This is a genomic window from Mangrovivirga cuniculi (assembly GCF_005166025.1).
Taxonomy (GTDB): Bacteria; Bacteroidota; Bacteroidia; order Cytophagales; family Cyclobacteriaceae; genus Mangrovivirga; species Mangrovivirga cuniculi.
On record NZ_CP028923.1, the window covers coordinates 2326122 to 2345609 of the forward strand.

The 19488-nt window shown below is 32.8% G+C and carries 18 protein-coding genes and 1 pseudogene; 12 read left to right on the forward strand and 7 right to left on the reverse strand.

The window, feature by feature from the left end; all coding sequences use genetic code 11:
* Nucleotides 1-10 precede the first annotated feature (10 nt).
* Nucleotides 11-3406, reverse strand: a complete 3396-nt coding sequence (locus tag DCC35_RS10180) for a sensor histidine kinase (protein WP_175402782.1) — start codon at nt 3404-3406, stop codon at nt 11-13.
* A 292-nt stretch (nt 3407-3698) separates the two neighbouring features.
* On the opposite strand from DCC35_RS10180, the gene DCC35_RS10185 reads away from it, so the two are divergent.
* From DCC35_RS10185 to DCC35_RS10205, 5 genes and pseudogenes are all read left to right on the forward strand, one after another.
* Complete coding sequence (locus DCC35_RS10185; protein ID WP_137090690.1) at nt 3699-4484, forward strand: SOS response-associated peptidase; 786 nt, start codon at nt 3699-3701, stop codon at nt 4482-4484.
* A 485-nt stretch (nt 4485-4969) separates the two neighbouring features.
* Nucleotides 4970-6006: pseudogene (locus DCC35_RS21835) on the forward strand (glutamate synthase-related protein).
* Nucleotide 6007: 1 nt separating this feature from the next.
* Nucleotides 6008-6544 (forward strand): hypothetical protein, encoded by a 537-nt coding sequence (locus DCC35_RS10195; RefSeq protein WP_137090691.1) that lies wholly within the window; start codon nt 6008-6010, stop codon nt 6542-6544.
* A 1-nt stretch (nt 6545) separates the two neighbouring features.
* On the forward strand, nt 6546-7073 hold the full coding sequence (gene msrA / locus DCC35_RS10200; protein WP_137090692.1) for a peptide-methionine (S)-S-oxide reductase MsrA: 528 nt from the start codon (nt 6546-6548) through the stop codon (nt 7071-7073).
* A gap of 6 nt (nt 7074-7079) precedes the next feature.
* Nucleotides 7080-8519: an FAD-dependent monooxygenase gene (locus DCC35_RS10205; protein WP_137090693.1), complete on the forward strand. Its 1440-nt coding sequence runs from the start codon at nt 7080-7082 to the stop codon at nt 8517-8519.
* Here DCC35_RS10205 and DCC35_RS10210 read toward each other — a convergent pair.
* From DCC35_RS10210 to DCC35_RS10220, 3 genes are all read right to left on the reverse strand, one after another.
* Nucleotides 8509-9129 carry a hypothetical protein gene (locus DCC35_RS10210; protein WP_137090694.1) on the reverse strand — a complete coding sequence of 207 codons (621 nt, stop codon included), beginning with the start codon at nt 9127-9129 and terminating at the stop codon, nt 8509-8511. The two genes, DCC35_RS10205 and DCC35_RS10210, sit on opposite strands and share 11 nt — an antisense overlap.
* Nucleotides 9130-9403: 274 nt before the next feature.
* The gene (locus DCC35_RS10215) at nt 9404-10048 is read right to left on the reverse strand and encodes a TPM domain-containing protein (RefSeq protein ID WP_137090695.1); all 645 of its coding nucleotides are present in this window, start codon (nt 10046-10048) and stop codon (nt 9404-9406) included.
* A gap of 14 nt (nt 10049-10062) precedes the next feature.
* On the reverse strand, nt 10063-10971 hold the full coding sequence (locus DCC35_RS10220; protein WP_137090696.1) for a TPM domain-containing protein: 909 nt from the start codon (nt 10969-10971) through the stop codon (nt 10063-10065).
* 62 nt (nt 10972-11033) lie between these two features.
* Between DCC35_RS10220 and DCC35_RS10225 the strand changes: the two genes are divergently transcribed.
* From DCC35_RS10225 to DCC35_RS10245, 5 genes are all read left to right on the forward strand, one after another.
* Nucleotides 11034-11627, forward strand: a complete 594-nt coding sequence (locus DCC35_RS10225; protein WP_137090697.1) for a LemA family protein — start codon at nt 11034-11036, stop codon at nt 11625-11627.
* A gap of 91 nt (nt 11628-11718) precedes the next feature.
* The gene (locus DCC35_RS10230) at nt 11719-12183 is read left to right on the forward strand and encodes a hypothetical protein (protein ID WP_137090698.1); all 465 of its coding nucleotides are present in this window, start codon (nt 11719-11721) and stop codon (nt 12181-12183) included.
* Between the two features lie 101 nt (nt 12184-12284).
* Nucleotides 12285-12629 carry a hypothetical protein gene (locus DCC35_RS10235; protein WP_137090699.1) on the forward strand — a complete coding sequence of 115 codons (345 nt, stop codon included), beginning with the start codon at nt 12285-12287 and terminating at the stop codon, nt 12627-12629.
* Between the two features lie 108 nt (nt 12630-12737).
* On the forward strand, nt 12738-13388 hold the full coding sequence (locus tag DCC35_RS10240; protein WP_137090700.1) for a sigma-70 family RNA polymerase sigma factor: 651 nt from the start codon (nt 12738-12740) through the stop codon (nt 13386-13388).
* Between the two features lie 88 nt (nt 13389-13476).
* Complete coding sequence (locus DCC35_RS10245; RefSeq protein ID WP_137090701.1) at nt 13477-14253, forward strand: acyl-CoA desaturase; 777 nt, start codon at nt 13477-13479, stop codon at nt 14251-14253.
* 458 nt (nt 14254-14711) lie between these two features.
* Here DCC35_RS10245 and DCC35_RS10250 read toward each other — a convergent pair whose 3' ends face one another.
* Nucleotides 14712-15656, reverse strand: a complete 945-nt coding sequence (locus DCC35_RS10250; protein WP_137090702.1) for a sterol desaturase family protein — start codon at nt 15654-15656, stop codon at nt 14712-14714.
* A gap of 129 nt (nt 15657-15785) precedes the next feature.
* Between DCC35_RS10250 and DCC35_RS10255 the strand changes: the two genes are divergently transcribed.
* A complete protein-coding gene (locus tag DCC35_RS10255) occupies nt 15786-16682 on the forward strand; it encodes an ATP-binding cassette domain-containing protein (protein ID WP_137090703.1) in 897 nt (298 codons plus the stop codon).
* Nucleotides 16682-18250: an ABC transporter permease/substrate-binding protein gene (locus DCC35_RS10260; protein ID WP_137090704.1), complete on the forward strand. Its 1569-nt coding sequence runs from the start codon at nt 16682-16684 to the stop codon at nt 18248-18250. The genes DCC35_RS10255 and DCC35_RS10260 overlap by 1 nt, the downstream gene beginning before the upstream one ends.
* On the opposite strand, the gene DCC35_RS10265 is transcribed toward DCC35_RS10260, so the two are convergent.
* Nucleotides 18251-18706 carry a DUF4174 domain-containing protein gene (locus DCC35_RS10265; protein WP_137090705.1) on the reverse strand — a complete coding sequence of 152 codons (456 nt, stop codon included), beginning with the start codon at nt 18704-18706 and terminating at the stop codon, nt 18251-18253.
* The gene (locus DCC35_RS10270; protein WP_137090706.1) at nt 18707-19327 is read right to left on the reverse strand and encodes a DUF6992 family protein; all 621 of its coding nucleotides are present in this window, start codon (nt 19325-19327) and stop codon (nt 18707-18709) included.
* Between the last annotated feature and the right edge of the window lie 161 nt (nt 19328-19488).

Sequence of the window (19488 nt, forward strand, 5' to 3'; positions counted from 1 at the left end):
CTATTGTATTTTAACTATAAGTTTGTGAGGTGTCTTCTTTTTTAGAACCCGACGAAGCAACAGATTCTTTCAAATTAATAGTAAAATAAAATGTTGAACCTCTTCTAGGACCATCAGATTCCACCCAAATCTTACCATTATGCATTGTAACAATTTTATCTACAAGGGCAAGACCGATTCCAGTTCCTTCAATATTTTTTTCTAGTCTGTCAAATAAATTGAATATCCTTTCCTGATGTTCTTTTGCTATACCGGCACCATTATCTTTTACATAAAATATTCTTTTAACCCCTTCTTTAATTCCGATCTCAACTTGTGGTTCATCTTGTGATCCCATATACTTAAGTGCATTTTCTATCAGATTCTGGAAGACCTGAAGAAGCCTTGATTTATCTCCGTAAATCTCAAGATCGGATGGATAAGATTTAACAATGGTTGCATTTTTATTATGGATATGTCCCTTCACTGCAGAAAGGGATTCTTCTATAATATCATCTAACAGGCAATGATCAAAGTGATTAACAACCATACCAATTCTTGAAAGCTCCAGTAGGTCATTGATCAGGGTTTGCATTCTGCCGGTAGCCCTTTCTAGCTGATCAAGGTCACCTTCAACCTGGGATAAATTTCCATTTGTAAGATCATGTTTTAAGATTGAAACAAATCCCTGTACAGTAACTAAAGGACTTTTTAAATCATGTGAGACAGTATAAGTGAATTTTTCCATCTCATCATTTTTGATTTGTAATTCTTTATTAATGTCCTCTAACTGATCTTTTTGATGGGCTAATTCATGGGTATGAATTCTAATTTGCTTTTCAAGATGGATTTTTTGCGCTTTAATTTTGCGTATTCTAAAATATATAAATGATGTTATTGAAGTGGAAATTACAACAAAGACTAATGCATAAAACCATAATGTTTTCCAAAACGGAGGTTTTACAAAAATCACAATTTCGGTGGTCTTGCTTTCTTCGGGTTTAAGCTTATTTATTGCTTTTACCTGTAAAATATATTTTCCTGGTTCCAAATTGGTATAAGTGACCTCACTTTTCTCACCTGCTTCTATCCAGTTTTTATCAAAATTAACCATGCGGTATTCATAGTCAATATTTTTATCCGGATTAGAAATTATAGAGGTCCACTTTATGCTGACAACACTTTGATCGTAATTAAGGAATAATGTGTCAACATGGCTCAGAGATTTACTTATGATGCTACTATCTGAGGGAATTACTCTTTCATTAAAAAGAAAAAGATCAGTGAAAATAGGTTTAGGTGAGTTGGAATAAAAACTTACAGAATCTGTGTTTAGATAAGTAATTCCCCCAAGTCCACCAAAAAAGATATTATTAGTTTCCGGGTTAAAGTAAGAGGCATTTTCGTTAAACTCATCAATGCTGATTCCATCTTTTTTATCAAAATTAATAAAAGTCTCATCTTTTTTACTAAAACGAGAAATCCCCAGATCGGTCGTTACCCAAACTTGATCGTTTTGATCAATTAAAACATCGTAAACAATATTAACCGGTAATCCTGATTCTTTATTATATATTGAAATATCACCATTTTTTGGATTGTAGATAGCTAACCCAAAATCAGTTGCTATCAATAAATTACCTTCTGAATCTGAAGTAATATCAAAGATATCAATATCCTTTAATGAGAATTTATCTGATTCAATAAAACCAAAAGTATTTCCTTCCTTATAATCTCTTTTAATAAGACCCATTGGTGTACCGAGGTAAACAACGGAATCAGAAGAATTTATAAAAGCAGTATTAACCCCATAATTAAGTAAAAGAGTATCCAAAGAACTATTAAAAAGGATTTCCTCAAGTTTGCCCGTTTCCTTGTTGAGTTTATTAAGATTGAAAGTTGATATAGTATAAATATTCCCTTTGTCATCAGAAATCACATCTCCGACATAATTTAGATAGCTACCTTTAAAAGTAGCTTCTTCATGGAAAATATTCTGAATTTTACCTGTCTTTTCGTTGTAAAAATTTAATCCTTCTTCAGTACCGATATAAATTCCATTTTCTTCCGGAACTCTTTTTAATATCGTAACACCATCGAAAGAAAGACTATTTTCTTTAGTGCTATCATGAGTCAGATATTCAAATTTTTTTAATTTTTTATTAAAAATGTTTACCCCATGATTTTGAGTACCAATGAAAATTTTATCCTCATTTTCAGCTATACCCCAAATAATTTTATCGTTGAGACCCATGTTCTCATTTGGAGAATAACTGATGTTTTCAAAACCAAGTTGATTTGCATAACAAACTTGAACACCATTTGTCGTAGCAAACCAAATATTATCATTTGAATCCTGATAAATGTTATAAATCTGGTCACTCTTTAAAGCAAAAGAAGCCTCTTCATTATAGCGATAATTTTTGGTTTTTTTAGTTTTAGGATCATAGCTTATCAAGCCGTTGGCCTGAGTACCAAATAAAAATAAATTTCTCAGGCTATCATAATGAGTTTCAATAACCTGAAAAGATTCCTTTTCATAGATCGGTTCAACTTGTGCTGAATTCACATTCAAAAAGTATGCACCCTGATAATATGATGTAATAATTGCTATAGAGTCATTGATTTTATCAAAATCCGCTACTAAAAGGTTTTTATCTCTTAAAGAACTTTCCTTTAACGTATCAAATTCAAAGGTTTTAGTATTAATAAATTTTAAACCATTGCTGGTACTTACAACCAAGTCGTCTTTAAATAGAGCAAAGCCAATTATTGATGGATATTTGAATTTAATTGCGTCCTTTTCAGAATTATTAATCGTTTCAACTTCATTAGTTTTTCTGTTAATAATTGACAGATAACCATTATATCCTGCTACGACCAGTCTGGTATCCGGTAGTTCTTCAACATCAACAATATAGCGACCGCTGAATAATATAGAATCAGTGTTGAGATTTTTATAATGTTTGAAATAATCATGTTTATAATCATAAATACTCAAACCATTATGTGTACAGATGGCTAATTGATCATTACTTAACCTTTTAATTTTACGGATACTATTGTTGGGGATTGAATGTAAAGAGTCGCTGCTATGCCTGTAGATCCTGAAATTTTTCCCATCATATTTGTTAAGACCATTTTGCGTAGATATCCAAATAAAACCAAGATCATCTTCGACAATGTCGGTTACGGCAGTTTGTGAAAGCCCGTCTTCAACAGACAAATGGTGGAATTTATACTCATTTTGAGCATAAATTACCGTATTACCTATCCCTGGAAGTAGAAAACAGAAAAAAAAGTTTAAAAGAAGTATCTTAAAAAAATATTTTGGCGCCATCACTTTGTTAATACCAAAACTTAATAATAGGTAAACACTTATTTTCAGAATTTTTGGCATGAAATCTGAAAAAGAATAATTTCTCACTGATTATTTAAAACTATTTTAGCAATCAAAATGCTAATATAATGACAATAATCAGTTAATCAAGGCTTTACATAAGAAGTATATTTTTGATCAAAACTTTAAAAAATGAAAAAAATAATTGAAAGAATTTTTGTAAGTTCATTTTCAGCGGCAATAGCTTTTTTATTTATTATTCTTTCTTTTGCCGACAAAATTTTATTGAAGGATGAAATTGTAAATGAAACTTCATCTTAATACAGGTTTTCTTTACATTTTTCATTGTTAATCGGTCCAGATTAATTTAATTTAAAATATGTGTGGCCGATATGTTCAAGTATTTACAGCTGAGCAGGTGAAAAAAACATTACCTGCCATAATTGTACCCTCTTCATTTAAAGGAGTCCAAAATTACAATACTTCTCCAACTCAAAACGTATTTATTGTAAGCGAAGACTCAAAGCCGCAACTTTTTGAAACCAGGTGGGGCTTATTACCACCCTGGGAATCAGATAAGAAAAAAACCGGACTATTTAATATTCGCTCTGAAACTATAACTGAGCCATGGAAGCAAAAGCCTGGTTATGCTCGTTTTATTGGTTCGATTTTAAAAGAACAACGTTGCTTATTTTTGGCAAACGGGTTTTACGAGTGGGCAGAAGGATCAAATCCAAAACAACCATATTTTATTTATTCCCGAAAAGAATTAGAAGAAAGTAATTTGATGACCCTTGGTGGCTTAAGTTATGAATGGGTAAATAAAGATACCGGCGAGGTTTTTAAGACAAGTGGTATATTAACTCAGCCTGCCAATGAATTATTAAAAAAAGTAAAGCATCATCGAATGCCGCTTATTATTAATGAAAAATATCGCAATTCGTGGCTAAATCCTGAAATTGACCTAGGTGAAATAAAACAAATTGTAAAGCAAACAAAACCTTCTAAAGAAATGAACGCCTATCCGGTTGGTAAAATTGGCAGGGAAAATTCGCCATCCTATGTAATGCCCTCCGGTGAAACAATTTTCCCTGAGGAAGAAACTAAAATTAATCATCATTTAAGTCTTCTCGGAATGGGGGGAAGACGGAATAATCCCAGATAAAATATATGAGAAAGCATTTCATTTATTATTCAATTTTTTTCCTAATACTATTAATCATTCTTGGTTTATGGTTAAGTAATGTTTTTTTTATCATTCTGATAGCACTTTCACCAATACTGATTTTAGGATGGTATGATATTCTTCAACCCTGGCATTCCATTAAGCGTAATTTCCCGATCGTTGGTAGATTGAGGTATGTGTTAGAATCAATGGGGCCAAAAGTTTATCAATATTTTATTGAAGGAGAAACTAATGGAACGCCAATAAATCGAAATTTAAGATCGCTTGTATATCAGCGTGCTAAGGAAGAAGTAGATACATTACCATTTGGAACAAGGGAAATGGTTTATGCTGAGGGTTATGAATGGATGCATCATTCGATGAATCCCTTACCTTTAGAAGATGTGCCGATTGACCAAAGAGTCATGATTGGAGAAAAAAATTGTAAGAAGCCTTATGATGCTTCGATATTAAACATTTCCGCAATGAGTTACGGTTCTCTTTCTTCTAATGCTGTGTTGGCATTAAATGGCGGAGCCAATTTAGGTGGATTTGCCCATAATACTGGAGAGGGAGGAATCAGCAGATATCATCTGGCATATAAAGGAGACTTAATCTGGCAGATTGGAACTGGTTATTTTGGATGTCGAACAACTGAAGGAGATTTTGATGAGGAAGTTTTTAAGAAGAATGCCTCAGAAGAATCTGTAAAAATGATCGAGATTAAACTTTCACAGGGTGCAAAACCTGGTCATGGAGGAATTTTACCTGCCAAAAAAAATAATTACGAAATTGCTAAAATAAGAGGTGTCGAGCCGCATACTCAGGTAGTTTCACCACCTTATCATAAAGCTTTTAATGGTAAAGGAAATGTTGGTTTATTGGAATTTGTGAAAAGGCTTAGGGATGCTTCAGGAGGTAAACCTGTAGGAATTAAGTTATGTATGGGCATTCCTTCAGAATTTGAAGCGTTGTGCGACGATATAATCAACACGGGAATTTATCCCGATTACATTGCCATTGATGGGGGTGAAGGAGGAACCGGAGCGGCTCCTTTAGAATTTAGTAATGCGGTAGGTATGCCTTTTAAAGAAGGGTTAGCTACTGCTTATGATATATTAGTTAAAAAAGATCTCAAAAAAGATATAGTACTTGGGGGTCTGGAAAAATTGTAACCAGCTTTGATTTGTTTAGAGCATTTGCTTTAGGTGCGGATTTTTGTTATTCTGCCCGTGCTATGATGCTTGCTATCGGATGTATTCAGGCGCTTGAATGTAATTTAAATTCCTGTCCTTCCGGCGTAGCTACGCAGGATCCTTTTCTCGCCCAGGGTTTAGTAGTTAAACACAAGATCAAGAGGGTAAAGAATTTTCATCATGAAACTATTTACAGTTTCAGAGAATTATTAGCTTCAGCAGGGGTAAAATCTCCTTCAGAATTGACTAGAGATCATATTTATAGAAGGATAAGCTTATCTAAGATTAAATCGTACACAGAAATTTATGGAAATGTAGGAAGTTGATATGGAAATTTATAATACTTATGAGGTAAGATGGTTCTGGCGATCAGAAAGGGAATACAAGAAAATCGCCTCTGCTATTGATATGTTGGATTATCAAAAGGAACCCGAAGTACGAACAGATAAATACCTGATAAGTAATAATAAAAATATCTCATTTAAATTAAGAGAAGGGGCTTTTGAAGCTAAATATCCAACAGGAGATCATTTTTCATTATTTAATATAAAGTTAGACTCTTTTAGAAAATATTCCATATTGCCTCAACAAATGAATGTTGATACGGAATTAAGTATTGAAGTTGAAAAAAACAGGGTTTTATTGTTAGCAATGGGCGGTAATTTTCGGATAGAGCGATCTTCTTTAAAGGTTAAAGAAGAAACTTATTATAGCCTAAATGTAGAAATTGAATCTGATTTATTACTAAATATTCCAGGTTTGGAAAAACATAGTCCTCCAATAACTGGTTTAGTTGAGCAAGTTAAAAACATAACTACGGTCAAAAGATGTAGTTATTCAGAATTTATTAGTCATTATTATTGAGATGAAAAAAATTACTTTAGGGGCAGGCTGTTTTTGGTGTATAGAGGCTGTTTTTCAACGAATGAAAGGGGTCGAAAGTGTTAAAAATGGATTTATGGGAGGCACAGTAAAAAATCCGCCTTATCGAGAAGTGGTTACAGGAACTACAGGCCATGCTGAGGTGGTTCAGCTAGAATATGATCCGGAAGTAGTATCAATAGAGGAAATACTGGAAGTATTTTGGAATACTCACGATCCCACAACCTTAAATCGACAAGGCTATGATGTTGGAACTCAATATAGATCGGCAATTTTTTATCATAATGATCAGCAGAAAGCAGTAGCAGAAGCTTATAAAGAACAACTAGATAAGTCCGGGGTTTTTGATAATCCGATCGTAACAGAAATTACAGAGGCAAGTGAATTTTATCCGGCTGAATCAGAACATGATAATTTTTATAACGAACATCCAGAACAACCTTATTGTAATATTATAATACAACCTAAAATTGATAAGTTCAATCGGTTATATGGTGATAAGGCTAAATAATTATAAGTGAACCATCCGGTTATAATAGTAGGAGCAGGCCCTGTTGGAATGATTACAGCCTTACTTTTAGATAGGTTAGGAGTTCCAAGTTTATTAATAGAGAAAAGGAAACAACTTCCTGATATCCCTCGTGCAATTCATCTTGACAGTGAAATTATCAACATTCTTAGCCTTATCGGTCTGGATAACTTTATTAAAAACCAGGTATACCCATCACAAGGATTATTTTTATATAGTAAGAGCTCCAGAAAGAAATTTCTTCAGGCTACCCTTAATTTTAATGTAAAATGCTCCTCTTTTTTATTTGAACAGAATCAATTAGAGCAATTATTGCTGGAAGAGATAAATAAATCCATAAATATAAGTTTAAAATATAATTGTGAATTTATTCGAATAAATAATCAAGAAGCTGAATATTCAATACAAGGCCAGATAGTTGACCAGCCGTTCAGTTATTTAATCGGTACAGATGGGGCAAATAGCAAGGTTGCCAGCGTTTCAGGTATTGAGTATACTCAATATCCTTACCGTAAATTTAATTACAAGGTAGATTTTATAACAGATCAACCTCCGGAATATCAAAATCGGATTGAAAAGTTCTGCTCTACAAATAATAGTTTTGTTAGAATGGCTTTTAAAGACCGTGTGAGAGTCGAAATAACAGAAGCGGCAATAAATGGAAATGGATCCGAATTTCCTGTAAAGTTGATTGAAGATCTTGCTGAAACAAGAATTAAAAAAGTATTACATGCAGATAAATACTATTTTAATAGTAAAATAGCTAATAATTGGATAGTTGGTAAAACCATTATTGCCGGGGATGCTGCTCATACAATGCCTCCTTATATAGGGGAAGGATTATGTAATGGAATTCGAGACGCTTTTAATTTGAGCTGGAAGGTAGCATATTGCTTTTACAATGGTCATAAAGAAAAATTGCTTAATTCTTATTCAGAAGAAAGAAAGGTCCATGTTAATAAATACATTGGCTTAACTTTATTAACGGGGTTATTATTTACATCCTCTTTAAGATATGTTCTAAAGCCATTGGAATTGATTGGTGTTCCTTTAAAGATTAATCAGAAGCCTGTAAAAAAAGGAAATAGTGATATAAATGTTCCCAAATACGACTTACTTACGAATTTTGCATCAGAAGGTAGTCATTGGGATTATATCAGACCATTATTTAATTCTTTTACAATCATAGCTAATGAACAGTTGTCTGAGAAAACAATTGAAGAAATGACGAAGTTGTTTAGTCCTTTAAACGTTTCTTTCTATTCGACTAAAGATGAGGTTGCTCAAACTATATTTAGAATACTTAAAATCAAAAAGGTCAAGTCTATTATAATTAGACCTGACCTTTCAGTATTATTTTGTGGAACTCTGAATCAGGCAAGTAGAATTAAGATTCAGAAGACCTTTAAAAATGAAATTATTTCATAGATAGTTTTTTTCTCAGTTCATCAACAGTATTTCGCTGATCCTGTAATTCACGCATGATTTTAATTTCTTTCTCTTGTGTTCTTTGCCTGAAATCCTGAAGTTCGTCTTCTTTAGCATTTAAGTTCTTTTTAGCTTCTTTGGTAAGGGAGTTGCTTCTTTTAAATTGCCAGAAGAAAAACCCAGCTAATAAAGCTAATATAGCAAACAGCAATAAACTAAATGTAACATAACCAGTTTTACTAACCGGAATTCCCAGGAACATTAAGTTGTCAACCTTTGTCTGTAACTCCTCGTTTTGCGAGGTTAAGTTAGCAACCTGGGATTTTAATGTTTCAATTTCTGAAGATTGAGTTTGTATAACGCTTTGTAAACTGTCAATTCTTGAATTAAACGAGTTTATGGAATCATTTAGAGATTGCTTAAAATAGGCTAGTCTATCTAACCTGACTGTTTTAACAGTATTGTATGTTTTTGACTTATCTAAAAGATCATTATACTGACCTTTCAGATCACCCTCAAGCAAATCTTCCTCTTCATCTTGTGCTATAGTATTTAATCCTGTGAATAAAATAAGGATTAATAATGCAATTCTAAATTTTAAGCTGGTCATTATTTAAGATAGAATTATGTGTTAAACTTTAAGTCAATGCAAATTTAATAAGCGCCTTAGACTATATTAATATAATAAATAAAAATCTGTGCTTATAACTATGCTCAACATTCTTTTATTTTATGTTTAGTGAATTTTTTCATCGTCATAGGCAAAATTTCTTTATTTAAACCTGATATTTATTTTTCAATTCACTTAATTAAGCATTAGTCAAACTAAAATAGTTGAACTATTACCTGACCGTTAAAACAGTTTAATGTTAGATCACAATAAATTAAGACCTATATCGTATCCTGTCAGAAATTTCATTTTCAGGGCTTTGCGAAGCTGGAAATTTGTGTTCTTTAAGAAGGTTTTCTGACCTTTGAATTGCTTTAACCATAGAGTTAGCCAGATCTTTCTTCTTTATACCCTCAACTACTATCTCAACGATTTCTTTCCAATCCTCAAATTTTACTTGTGAATTGATACCTGAATCACCCATGATCAAAACTTGTTTTTCAGCTACAGAAATATATAGTAATATCCCGGTTCGATGGTCTGTATTAAATATTTCTTCTTCCAGAAATGCGGTTTCGGCTGCAGAAACTACTCTTTCGTATTTCTTATCTAGTGAGACAAAAAGTAATCGTACGGGTATGCTGAATTTCGCCAGTAAAATACCAAATCCCATTAAAATTAGAGAATATAAACCTAATTCAAAAAAAGTTATCTGAGTTGGAATTAACCACAAATAACTGGCAACTGCAGTGAAGGCAAATATTACTAAGGCGAGAACAGTTGCTAAGAACCAGGTCCCTTCATCATAATCGTCAGATTTTTTAGAAATATAGGGAACAAATTCGCCTGAAGTATTATTTTCCAGATCTCTGATTGCTTTCAGAATTTTTTCTTCTTGTTCTTTATTGAATTTTTTCATGTTTTTCAGTTTTATTACCAACCACCTGATGCGCCTCCGCCTCCGAAGCCACCTCCACCACCGGAGAAACCACCGAAGCCGCCTCCACCGCTGCTTCCGCCTCCGAAGCCACCACCAAAGCCGCCGTAGTATCTTCCTCCGCGACCTCCATGGCCACCACTACTATCAACGAATGCCGCAAAGACACCTGCAATTAGACCTACAACCAGGTTAAAAATAATTGTAATGATTATGACAGTTAAAATGAAAACAATAATTCGACTAGCTGTCTTACCGACAGTTTTTCTCAAAATTGCTTTTATAATAGATAAAAATATTAATCCAAAGATGATTATGAATGGTAAGAATTTAAATATACTGTTATCTTCTGAAGATTGAGTAGCTTCTGGTAGTGGTAATTCTTCACCTCGAATTAATTTGAAAAGAGCATCAGTAGCATGGTTTATGCCTTCGTAAAATTCTCCATTCCTAAAATCTGGTTTAATTATACCTTCAATAATTCTTTTGGCATATATGTCTGGGATAGCACCTTCTAATCCATAACCAACTTCAATTCTTACCCTTCGGTCATTTTTTGCTACTAAAAGAATTACTCCATCATCTATTCCTTCACGCCCTACATTGAGTTTATCAGCCAATCGAATAGAAAATTGTTCTATTTCTTCAGGTTTGGTGGATTTTACCATAACAGCAATTACCTGGGAACCGGTCTCTTTCTCAAAATTTGCTAACTTTGTATTTAAGGTTTCAATCTCAGATGAAGAAAGTGTATTAGTTTTATCGACAGCAAATTTTTTAACATCAGGAAGTTCTGCTAATTGAGCATAACTATTAATCTGGGTTAAATAAAATGTAAAAACCGAGAAAAATAATAATATATATCTGTTAAGGTAAAAAATAGTCGAAGAGCTTTTATTTATCATTGTTCAGATTGAATTTTGTCAGTAATTTATAGCATCAAAAACAGGTTACAAAATAAAAAAGTATGAAAAAAGGATTAATAATATTTTTGGCTGTAGTAGTTATCCTGGGATTAATAGGATATAACTTTTTTGCAGGAAATTTTAACAAAATGGTTACTTCACAGGAATCTGTTGAAGAACAATGGGCTCAGGTTGAAACACAATACCAAAGAAGAGCAGATCTTATTCCTAACCTGGTTAACACCGTAAAAGGATATGCAGATTTTGAAAAGGAGACTCTCACTCAGGTAATAGAGGCGAGAGCTAAAGCAACCAGCGTCAATATAGATGCTAATAATCTAAATGAACAATCAATGGCTCAGTTCCAGGAAGCACAGGGTGAACTAAATGGAGCATTATCAAGATTGTTAGTCGCTGTTGAACGATATCCTGATTTAAAGGCTAATCAAAACTTCCTTGAACTACAGGCACAGTTAGAAGGAACTGAGAATAGAATTCAGGTTGCCAGAAGCAGGTACAATGATCAGGTAAAAGTTCACAATGCATTAGTAAAAACTTTTCCGAGAAATATGCTTGCAAATATGTACGGATTTGAGCCTAAACCATATTTTGAAGCAGCCGAAGGAACAGAGAATGTTCCGGAAGTTCAATTTTAATATAAAATATTGTAACCTTTTAGGTTAAAAAACAGTTATAATAATATCGAGGTGAGGCTCACTGATTTATTCAGTGGGCTTTTCTTTTTTTATGGAAACATTCGCATTATCCACACATTATAAAGAAACCTGGGATAAGATTAAATATCTTTATGGAGACACTTTTACCTTTTGGGAAAGTTTAAAACTAGGAGGTATAGGAAGTCCAAGACTTATTTTAGTCAATTCTTCAGATGAAGAAACTGAAGAGTTGATAAAGAGAACCAATGCTTCAAAAAACTGTAATATTCAGTTATTGAAAAATGGATTTTTAATCAGGTTTCGATCTAAGAATGATGAATATGGCATTGGAATAAGCTTTAATGACGTTAAAGTTTTAAAAATTAGTCGGTTTGAAGGAGATGAAAGTCTTGATGATGCCAGAATAGCTACTTTCTTTATTGAGGCTAATCAACAGATAGACCTTATTGTCAGAAAGTTCGAATTAAACAGATTTAATCGTTTCGTAGAAAAATTTTTTTCTAATAAGGGATTTGATATTATTAGGAATACTTAATTAGACCTATTTATCTGTAGTTTTCTTAATAAATAAATAAAAATCTTGCTTATTAAGTATACTTATTATTATATTTGAATTATTAAGTATACTATTAAAAAATGCCAAAAGGAGAACATTTTAAAAAGGATAATCCAAGAATTCATCAGGTTAGCTTTAAAGTTAATGCTACCGAATTAAGTTCGTTAAAGCAGATTATTGAGAAAGAAAACATGGGAATGGCTGAATGGTTCAGGCATCAGATAACTCAGTATTCTGAAAACGGTAGTCCTACAGTTAATAGTAAACTAAATGGCAGTTCTGAAAAGACCGACAAAAAGGAGGTAAAAGTTAAAACTGAAAAGCCTGTTGAGAAGATTGCCAAAAAGAGCGAAGTTAAAGAAAAGGAGAATAAACAAAATCAGCCTGTTTCTCAAAAAGATCAGTCTCAAATGTCTCTTTTTTAGGAAAAATTCAATTTAATCAGTCTTTTTTCCAATAATTTATTTTAATTGAACAATTGTTATATTAATACTTTTCTATAAGGTATTAAATTCCAATTGTATTTTATATTTTTGAATAGTATCCAAAAGGGTAGAGGTGTGGGAGCAGAATTAACATCAGAAGTATATAAATATCGAAACGTTTTAGAAACGATAGCTTACAAAATGGTAGGCTCATTAGAGGATGCCCAGGATATTGTCCAGGATGCATTTCTTAAGTGGTTTACTATCGATAAATCTAAAATTGAAAATGCTAAGGCATATCTCGTTCGTATTGTCACCAATAAATGCCTGAATCACCTGGATTCATTGAAGCACAAAAGAACTGAATATTTTGATAATCTTCAACAAGCTGAATGGGTACAAAAGATCAAGGATAGCGATATTTTAAAATTTGATCTTGATACAGAAGTATCTTCAGCACTTAATTATTTACAGCATAAATTGGAACCTGTTGAGAAAGCAGTATTCTTAATGCGTGAGGTATTTAATTTTGAATATGAAGAAATTCAGGAAGTAATAGATAAAAAGGTTGATAACTGTAGAAAATTATTCAGCCGCGCCAGTAATAAATTGAAAGAAAAATCTGAATATTCAGATTCAAATTCTATTAGTGGCCATTCACATCTTACCGATAGTTTCAAAAATGCCTGTTCAGGCAATTCTTCTGCATTTTTAGCTGATCTTAGAAAAGATATTGAAGCTAAATTCAGAAAAAAATAAATTTTTCACATCATTTTGTCACAAATTCCAAAATTGTCTGTCTTATAATAAAGGGATAGATATATTTAAAATTTTACTATTTTATTCTATGGAAGTTATTTTAACGTTTTTTGTGGCACATTGGTACTTGTCGCTATTTTTCCAGACATTTTTCCTTCATCGCTACGCGTCACACGCAGCATTTACTATGTCGAAGGGGATGGAAAAAGTTTTCTTTGTATTAACCTGGATTTTCCAGGGATCTAATTATTTAAGTCCTTATGGTTATGGAGTAATGCACAGAATGCACCACGCATATGCAGATACACCAAATGATCCTCATTCCCCTAAATATGATGAAAGCATATTTAAGATGATGTGGAAGACAAAGACTATATATTCTGCTATTGCAAATAGAAAAATGAAAGTAGATTCAAGATTTACTGATGGTGTTCCTCAGTGGGAGCCATTTGATAAATTTGCAAGATCATGGGTATCAAGAGTATTCTGGGGGGCCATATATGTATTCATCTATTGGCAATATGCTGATGTATGGTGGTTATGGTTATTATTGCCTCTTCAATTTGCATTATCACCAATTCACGGTGCTATTATAAACTGGTTTGCTCATAAGTATGGGTATACCAATTTTAAAGTAGGAGATACTTCTAAAAACTTTTTACCGGTTGACTTTCTGATGATGGGTGAGAGTTATCATAATAATCATCATAAATACGGAAACAGAGCCAACTTTGGTGGATTCAGATGGCATGAGATTGATCCGACTTACTTAGTTATCAAAGGTTTTGATAAGGTAGGGATCATCAAATTAAAGGAGCAAAAGCAAGTTTCAATATCTGAACAAGAAAAAAGAAAAGCTGCATAAAAAACGTATCTATTAAATAAATCACAAGGCTGCCTGATATCAGGTGGCCTTTTTTATATCCCTGGTATATTAAAAAGTAATTGTTATTAAAGTGGCTCACTTGCAATTAACAGATAGTAACTAAGATAAAATTTAAGCACTTAGATATTTTTAGGAATACTTAATAAAAATAAGATTAAACGTGATTATTTAGTGCTGAATATTTCAAACACCGCAGTAAGTATTCACTAGAATTCAGAAGTTAAGAGAAGGATATGATATTAATGAACATATTTTTGTCGATATGCAGGTTATTTTAATTACGTAGTAAGGTACAGTTTTAAGTACTCTTGAATAGCTAAAGTGTTAGTAATTAGAATAGAGACAGCCTGATGCCAACAAAAAAACCGAAGAAGATATAGTCTCCTTCGGTTAAATAATCTTGTTTTTGATTAGTTCTAATTAAAATATTATATTTTTTATGCAGCGGCTTTTTTACTATCCTTTTTACCACTATTATCTTTACTCTCAGTTTCAAATGATGGAAGTTTACCTTCTTCCTGTAACACACTAATTTTTGTTGGTGAGCTAAAAGTAAGAGTCCAGGCCTGCTTTAAGGATTTTGCTTTTTTAATATCGCGAACAATATCCATCCATTCATGGAAGCATAAATAGACCGGGTTATAAGGCTTATCTAATTCTTTAGTGATACCGTAAATAGGCTTTTCAACTTCAGGCTCAAAGGTTCCGAACATTCTATCCCAGATAATTAATGTAGAACCATAGTTCTTATCAATATATTGTGGATTTGTAGCGTGATGAACCCTGTGATGAGAAGGAGTTGTGAATATATACTCAATCGGTCTGGGTAGCTTTTTAATATATGCACTGTGAATCCAGAATTGGTAAAGAACTTCAATCTGGTGACAGATAAAGAAAACGACCGGATTAAAACCTACGATAAATACTGGTATAAAGAAAATTACCTTTAAGTATTGAGTCCATCCTAAACGGAAAGAAACTGATAAATTGTATTTTTTGGAACTATGATGTGTTACATGAGTTGCCCACCAAAATCTGCTTTCATGTCCAATTCTGTGTGATACATATCTCCAGAAATCAATCCATACTATGCATAGAATAAAAGACCACCATGTCGGAGGAACATTCCAAGGCACTAAATTATAGAAAAATATTGCCAGTCCGAAGGTCACTATTTTTATTGATGCTCCTAATGCCACATTTACTAACCCAACAGCAGTTGCTGCAACAGTATCCTTTCCGTCGTATTTATCTTTATTTTGATAATAACTTACTACCCACTCGATTATGACCAAGGTTATCATTACAGGAGCTGCGTAAGCAATGATATTCGGCAAGCCCATATTCTGGACCATTTCATAGGTCAATTTTTCTTCCTGCATAAAATGTGTTTTGTTTGTATTAAATTAATCAGCCTAAGTGTTAAAAATAATAATTAATGTTTTTGAAATAAAGTCAGCATGCATAATATTTAGAATTATAGCTAAATTACAAAAATCGTCATATTATTTATGGTTTCAATCCACTTTGATAATGTAAGTAAATCGTTCGGCAATAATCAAGCCGTCAGTAAGTTATCATTCATAGCTGATAAAAGCCAGAAAATTGTCTTTTTAGGTACGAGTGGAAGTGGTAAAACTACCGGGCTTCGCTTAATTAATAGGCTAATATCCCACGATAGTGGTCATATTTATATAAATGGTGAATCAATAGAAAATGTTGATCCTGTAAAACACCGAAGAAATATTGGCTACATTATTCAAAAAGGAGGACTTTTCCCACATAAAACTGTAGAAGAAAATATTCTGACTGTTCCTAGGTTGATTGGAATGGATAAAAAGACCTCAAAAGAAAGGCTTTATCAATTATTAAAACTTATTAAACTTGATGAATCTTATTTGAATAAAATGCCTGCAGAACTAAGTGGCGGGGAGCAACAGCGAGTAGGTATCGCCCGAGCTTTGATCAGTCAGGCAAATCTCATACTAATGGATGAACCATTTGGTGCGTTGGATCCCATTACCGCAGATTCAGTATTAAGAGATTTTCTGGCAATTCAGAATGAATTAAAATTTACTGCAGTTATTGTAACCCATAATGTCATGGAAGCTATAAAAGCTTCTGATTTCATCATCTTACTACATATGGGTAAATTGCAACAAAAAGGCAGTGCAAAGGAGTTATTATTTAATCCGGTAAATAATTTTGTAAGAAGATTTTTTGACTCAAATAGATTTGAGCTCGAGCTTGAAGCAATTTCGCTTGAAGATCTAACACCTTATATTTCAAAAGATATTATTTCCGAGTTAGGAAGTAAATTAAGTATCCGGGAATGCATGAATAAAGGATTACATAGAGAACAATTATTGAAAGCAACAGAAGAATTTAAGGCAAATTATATTAATTGATGGAAATAGGTGAATTTTTTGAATTTGTTAAAAATCAATGGCTTGAGATAATGTCTCAGACCTATGAACATCTGTACTTAACTATCATCAGTTTGCTCATAGCCTGCTTTTTGGGGATACTTACCGGAATTTTTATTTCTCAAAAAGAAAAATTTGCCTCTTCAGTAATTTCGGTAGTTAATGTGATACAAACTATTCCGAGTCTTGCATTACTGGGGTTTATGATCCCCTTACTTGGAATTGGCAAAATACCTGCTATAACCGCCCTGTTTTTATATGCTTTACTACCGATAGTCAGAAATACCTACACCGGTATAACTAATGTAGACCCTGCAATTACAGAAGCAGGTAGAGGTATGGGAATGACCGAAAATCAGATTCTTTTTCAGGTAAAATTGCCACTGGCTCTTCCAGTCATTTTTGCAGGCATCAGGACTGCATCAGTGATAAACGTAGGTGTTGCGACACTTAGTGCTTTAATTGGAGCAGGAGGTCTTGGCGAATTCATATTCAAAGGGATACAATTGAATAACAGCTATATGATTCTGGCAGGAGCGATCCCCGCATCATTACTCGCCCTGGCATTTGATTTTTCTCTGGGGCAGCTCTCTAATTTAAAAGTTAGAGTTCTGACTAAAATATCCAGTTGGGTAGCAGTAATTTTAATTGCTATATTTTCTCTTATATGGTATTTACAATTTGACAATAACAGAACAGAATTTCTGGGAGGTTTTCCATCTGAATTTATTGAGAGAGAAGATGGGTTAAAAGGACTATTCGAAAAATATAATTTTGAAATTGATTACATCGAAATGGAAATTGGCCTGATGTATAAAGCTCTAAATGAAAATGAGGTGGATGTGATCAGTGGATTTTCTACAGATGGTCGTATTCTTGAATATGGATTATCTTCTCTTGAGGATGATCAGTCTTATTTTTCTCCCTATTATGCAGCACCAGTAATTCGAGATGAGATTCATCAAAAATATCCATTTATTAAAACTATTCTCGGCCAGGTTCGCATTGATGATAGTACTATGACAGCTTTAAATTACCAGGTGGATATTGAAAAGGAAACCCCACTTGAAGTGGCTCAAAGGTTTTTGGTAGATAAAGATTTATTGAATATTCATTCAAAAAACATATATGTAGGTAGAGGAGCGATTAAGGTAGGTTCTAAGGCATTTACAGAGAATTATATACTAGCAAATATTTTTACCTTGTTAATAGATCATCAATCAACATTAGAGGTGGATAAGCTATTGGGATTCGGTGGAACCAAGTTAATCATTGAAGCAATGAAGAATGATGAATTGGATATTTATCCGGAGTATACAGGAACTGCATTATTGTTGATGTTACAGCCTGATGATCGTGTGATTGATTCGTTAGGGTTTGGGCGTGAAGAAGTTTACAACTACGTCTCAAAAGAGTCACTTAAAAGGTTTGATCTCAAATGGCTAAATGAAATAGGCCTGAATAATACTTTTGCTCTAATGGTAAGAGATGAATTCGCTGATAAATACAAATTGGAAACAATTTCAGACTTGGCAGAAAGGTCAAAATGATCAATGCTTTTTCATCTCGGATTTACGCATAGGCATTTGATCTATTTGGTTAAACCAGTATTGACTATCCTTTATTTCGTGAGTAATATCTTTTACCCCTGTATCTTTACCTATGAGAATAATGTTTAGCTTACTACTGTCCAATTCGAATTTATGAATAATTTTTTTGTTTGGGACAAAGTGTGTTTCTATATCAGCCTGGTTTGTGGTTATCATCCATTTTGCTTCTTTAGGAGCAATAATAATAAGGTCCCGATCAATTAGTCCTGGAAGTTCTTTTTTCCATTTAGTATACTGTTCTCTGATTAATGAATGTTTATCACTACTTGAGGAAATTATTAATACCCTCTTTTCCCATGCAGCGTCGTCTAAAATCTTATTTAGATTATTAAATGTAATCATAGAAGTTAAAGCAATGAATATCATTATGCTTGGTAGAAAGAAATATTGTTTCATTTAGAAATTAAATTTAAATCCAACACCATTTTCGTTCAGGCTAATCATTTCAACAATATTATTTAATTGTTCTGAATGGTTACTATGTATAAAATATAAAACGAGATCAAATCCTAACAGGAAGCCTCCTTGTAGAATTAACGATTTTCCAAAACCTTTCCATCTTTCAGGATTTTTAGAAGAATTCTTACCTTTTTCTCTTAGCCAAAACCCTCCGGCTATATAAGCTACATCGAGTCCAGTGTTAAGTAGTAAAATTTTTTCGATACTGGATTGTTCAGTAATTGAATTAGCCAGGCTTAAGTTATTATTTCCATTTATTGCTGAGTAAAGCCCAAAACCTCCTATTACTAAATTTACTGCATTCCAGTAAATATTCATCTGCATAAAATATTTATTTTCCTTAGAAAATGAATCAGAACCTAGTAGTATTCCTCCATTTATCGCAATATTAGAAACCGCCCAGGAACTTAAAATGATCATTCCGGTCTGATTGATTTTGTTTCTTTCCTTATTATAAGAAGCAAGATCGGGGAGGCTAATATCATCTGAATTATTTTGAGAGTAAGCTGCAAAAAACAAAAAGAGGAAAAAGAAAAATAGGTTTATTTTAAGTTTCATATAGTAAGTAATAAGATTAATATTGTTGACAGATGATACAATTTAAATTTAATCCGCTTAAATTTGTAGACTGAGCATCAATAGTTTGATATTAGCTTAACAACTTTTTGGTAAATCAGATAAATATTTTAGGTTATAGATTTACACTAATAAATTATTAA

Coding starts and splice junctions, on each gene's coding strand:
- DCC35_RS10185 (WP_137090690.1), top strand. CDS start 3,699: ATGTGTGGCCGATATGTTCAAGTATTTACAGCTGAGCAGGTGAAAAAA.
- DCC35_RS10195 (WP_137090691.1), top strand. CDS start 6,008: ATGGAAATTTATAATACTTATGAGGTAAGATGGTTCTGGCGATCAGAA.
- msrA (WP_137090692.1), top strand. CDS start 6,546: ATGAAAAAAATTACTTTAGGGGCAGGCTGTTTTTGGTGTATAGAGGCT.
- DCC35_RS10210 (WP_137090694.1), bottom strand. CDS start 9,129: ATGACCAGCTTAAAATTTAGAATTGCATTATTAATCCTTATTTTATTC.
- DCC35_RS10215 (WP_137090695.1), bottom strand. CDS start 10,048: ATGAAAAAATTCAATAAAGAACAAGAAGAAAAAATTCTGAAAGCAATC.
- DCC35_RS10220 (WP_137090696.1), bottom strand. CDS start 10,971: ATGATAAATAAAAGCTCTTCGACTATTTTTTACCTTAACAGATATATA.
- DCC35_RS10225 (WP_137090697.1), top strand. CDS start 11,034: ATGAAAAAAGGATTAATAATATTTTTGGCTGTAGTAGTTATCCTGGGA.
- DCC35_RS10230 (WP_137090698.1), top strand. CDS start 11,719: ATGGAAACATTCGCATTATCCACACATTATAAAGAAACCTGGGATAAG.
- DCC35_RS10235 (WP_137090699.1), top strand. CDS start 12,285: ATGCCAAAAGGAGAACATTTTAAAAAGGATAATCCAAGAATTCATCAG.
- DCC35_RS10245 (WP_137090701.1), top strand. CDS start 13,477: ATGGAAGTTATTTTAACGTTTTTTGTGGCACATTGGTACTTGTCGCTA.
- DCC35_RS10250 (WP_137090702.1), bottom strand. CDS start 15,656: ATGCAGGAAGAAAAATTGACCTATGAAATGGTCCAGAATATGGGCTTG.
- DCC35_RS10255 (WP_137090703.1), top strand. CDS start 15,786: ATGGTTTCAATCCACTTTGATAATGTAAGTAAATCGTTCGGCAATAAT.
- DCC35_RS10260 (WP_137090704.1), top strand. CDS start 16,682: ATGGAAATAGGTGAATTTTTTGAATTTGTTAAAAATCAATGGCTTGAG.
- DCC35_RS10265 (WP_137090705.1), bottom strand. CDS start 18,706: ATGAAACAATATTTCTTTCTACCAAGCATAATGATATTCATTGCTTTA.
- DCC35_RS10270 (WP_137090706.1), bottom strand. CDS start 19,327: ATGAAACTTAAAATAAACCTATTTTTCTTTTTCCTCTTTTTGTTTTTT.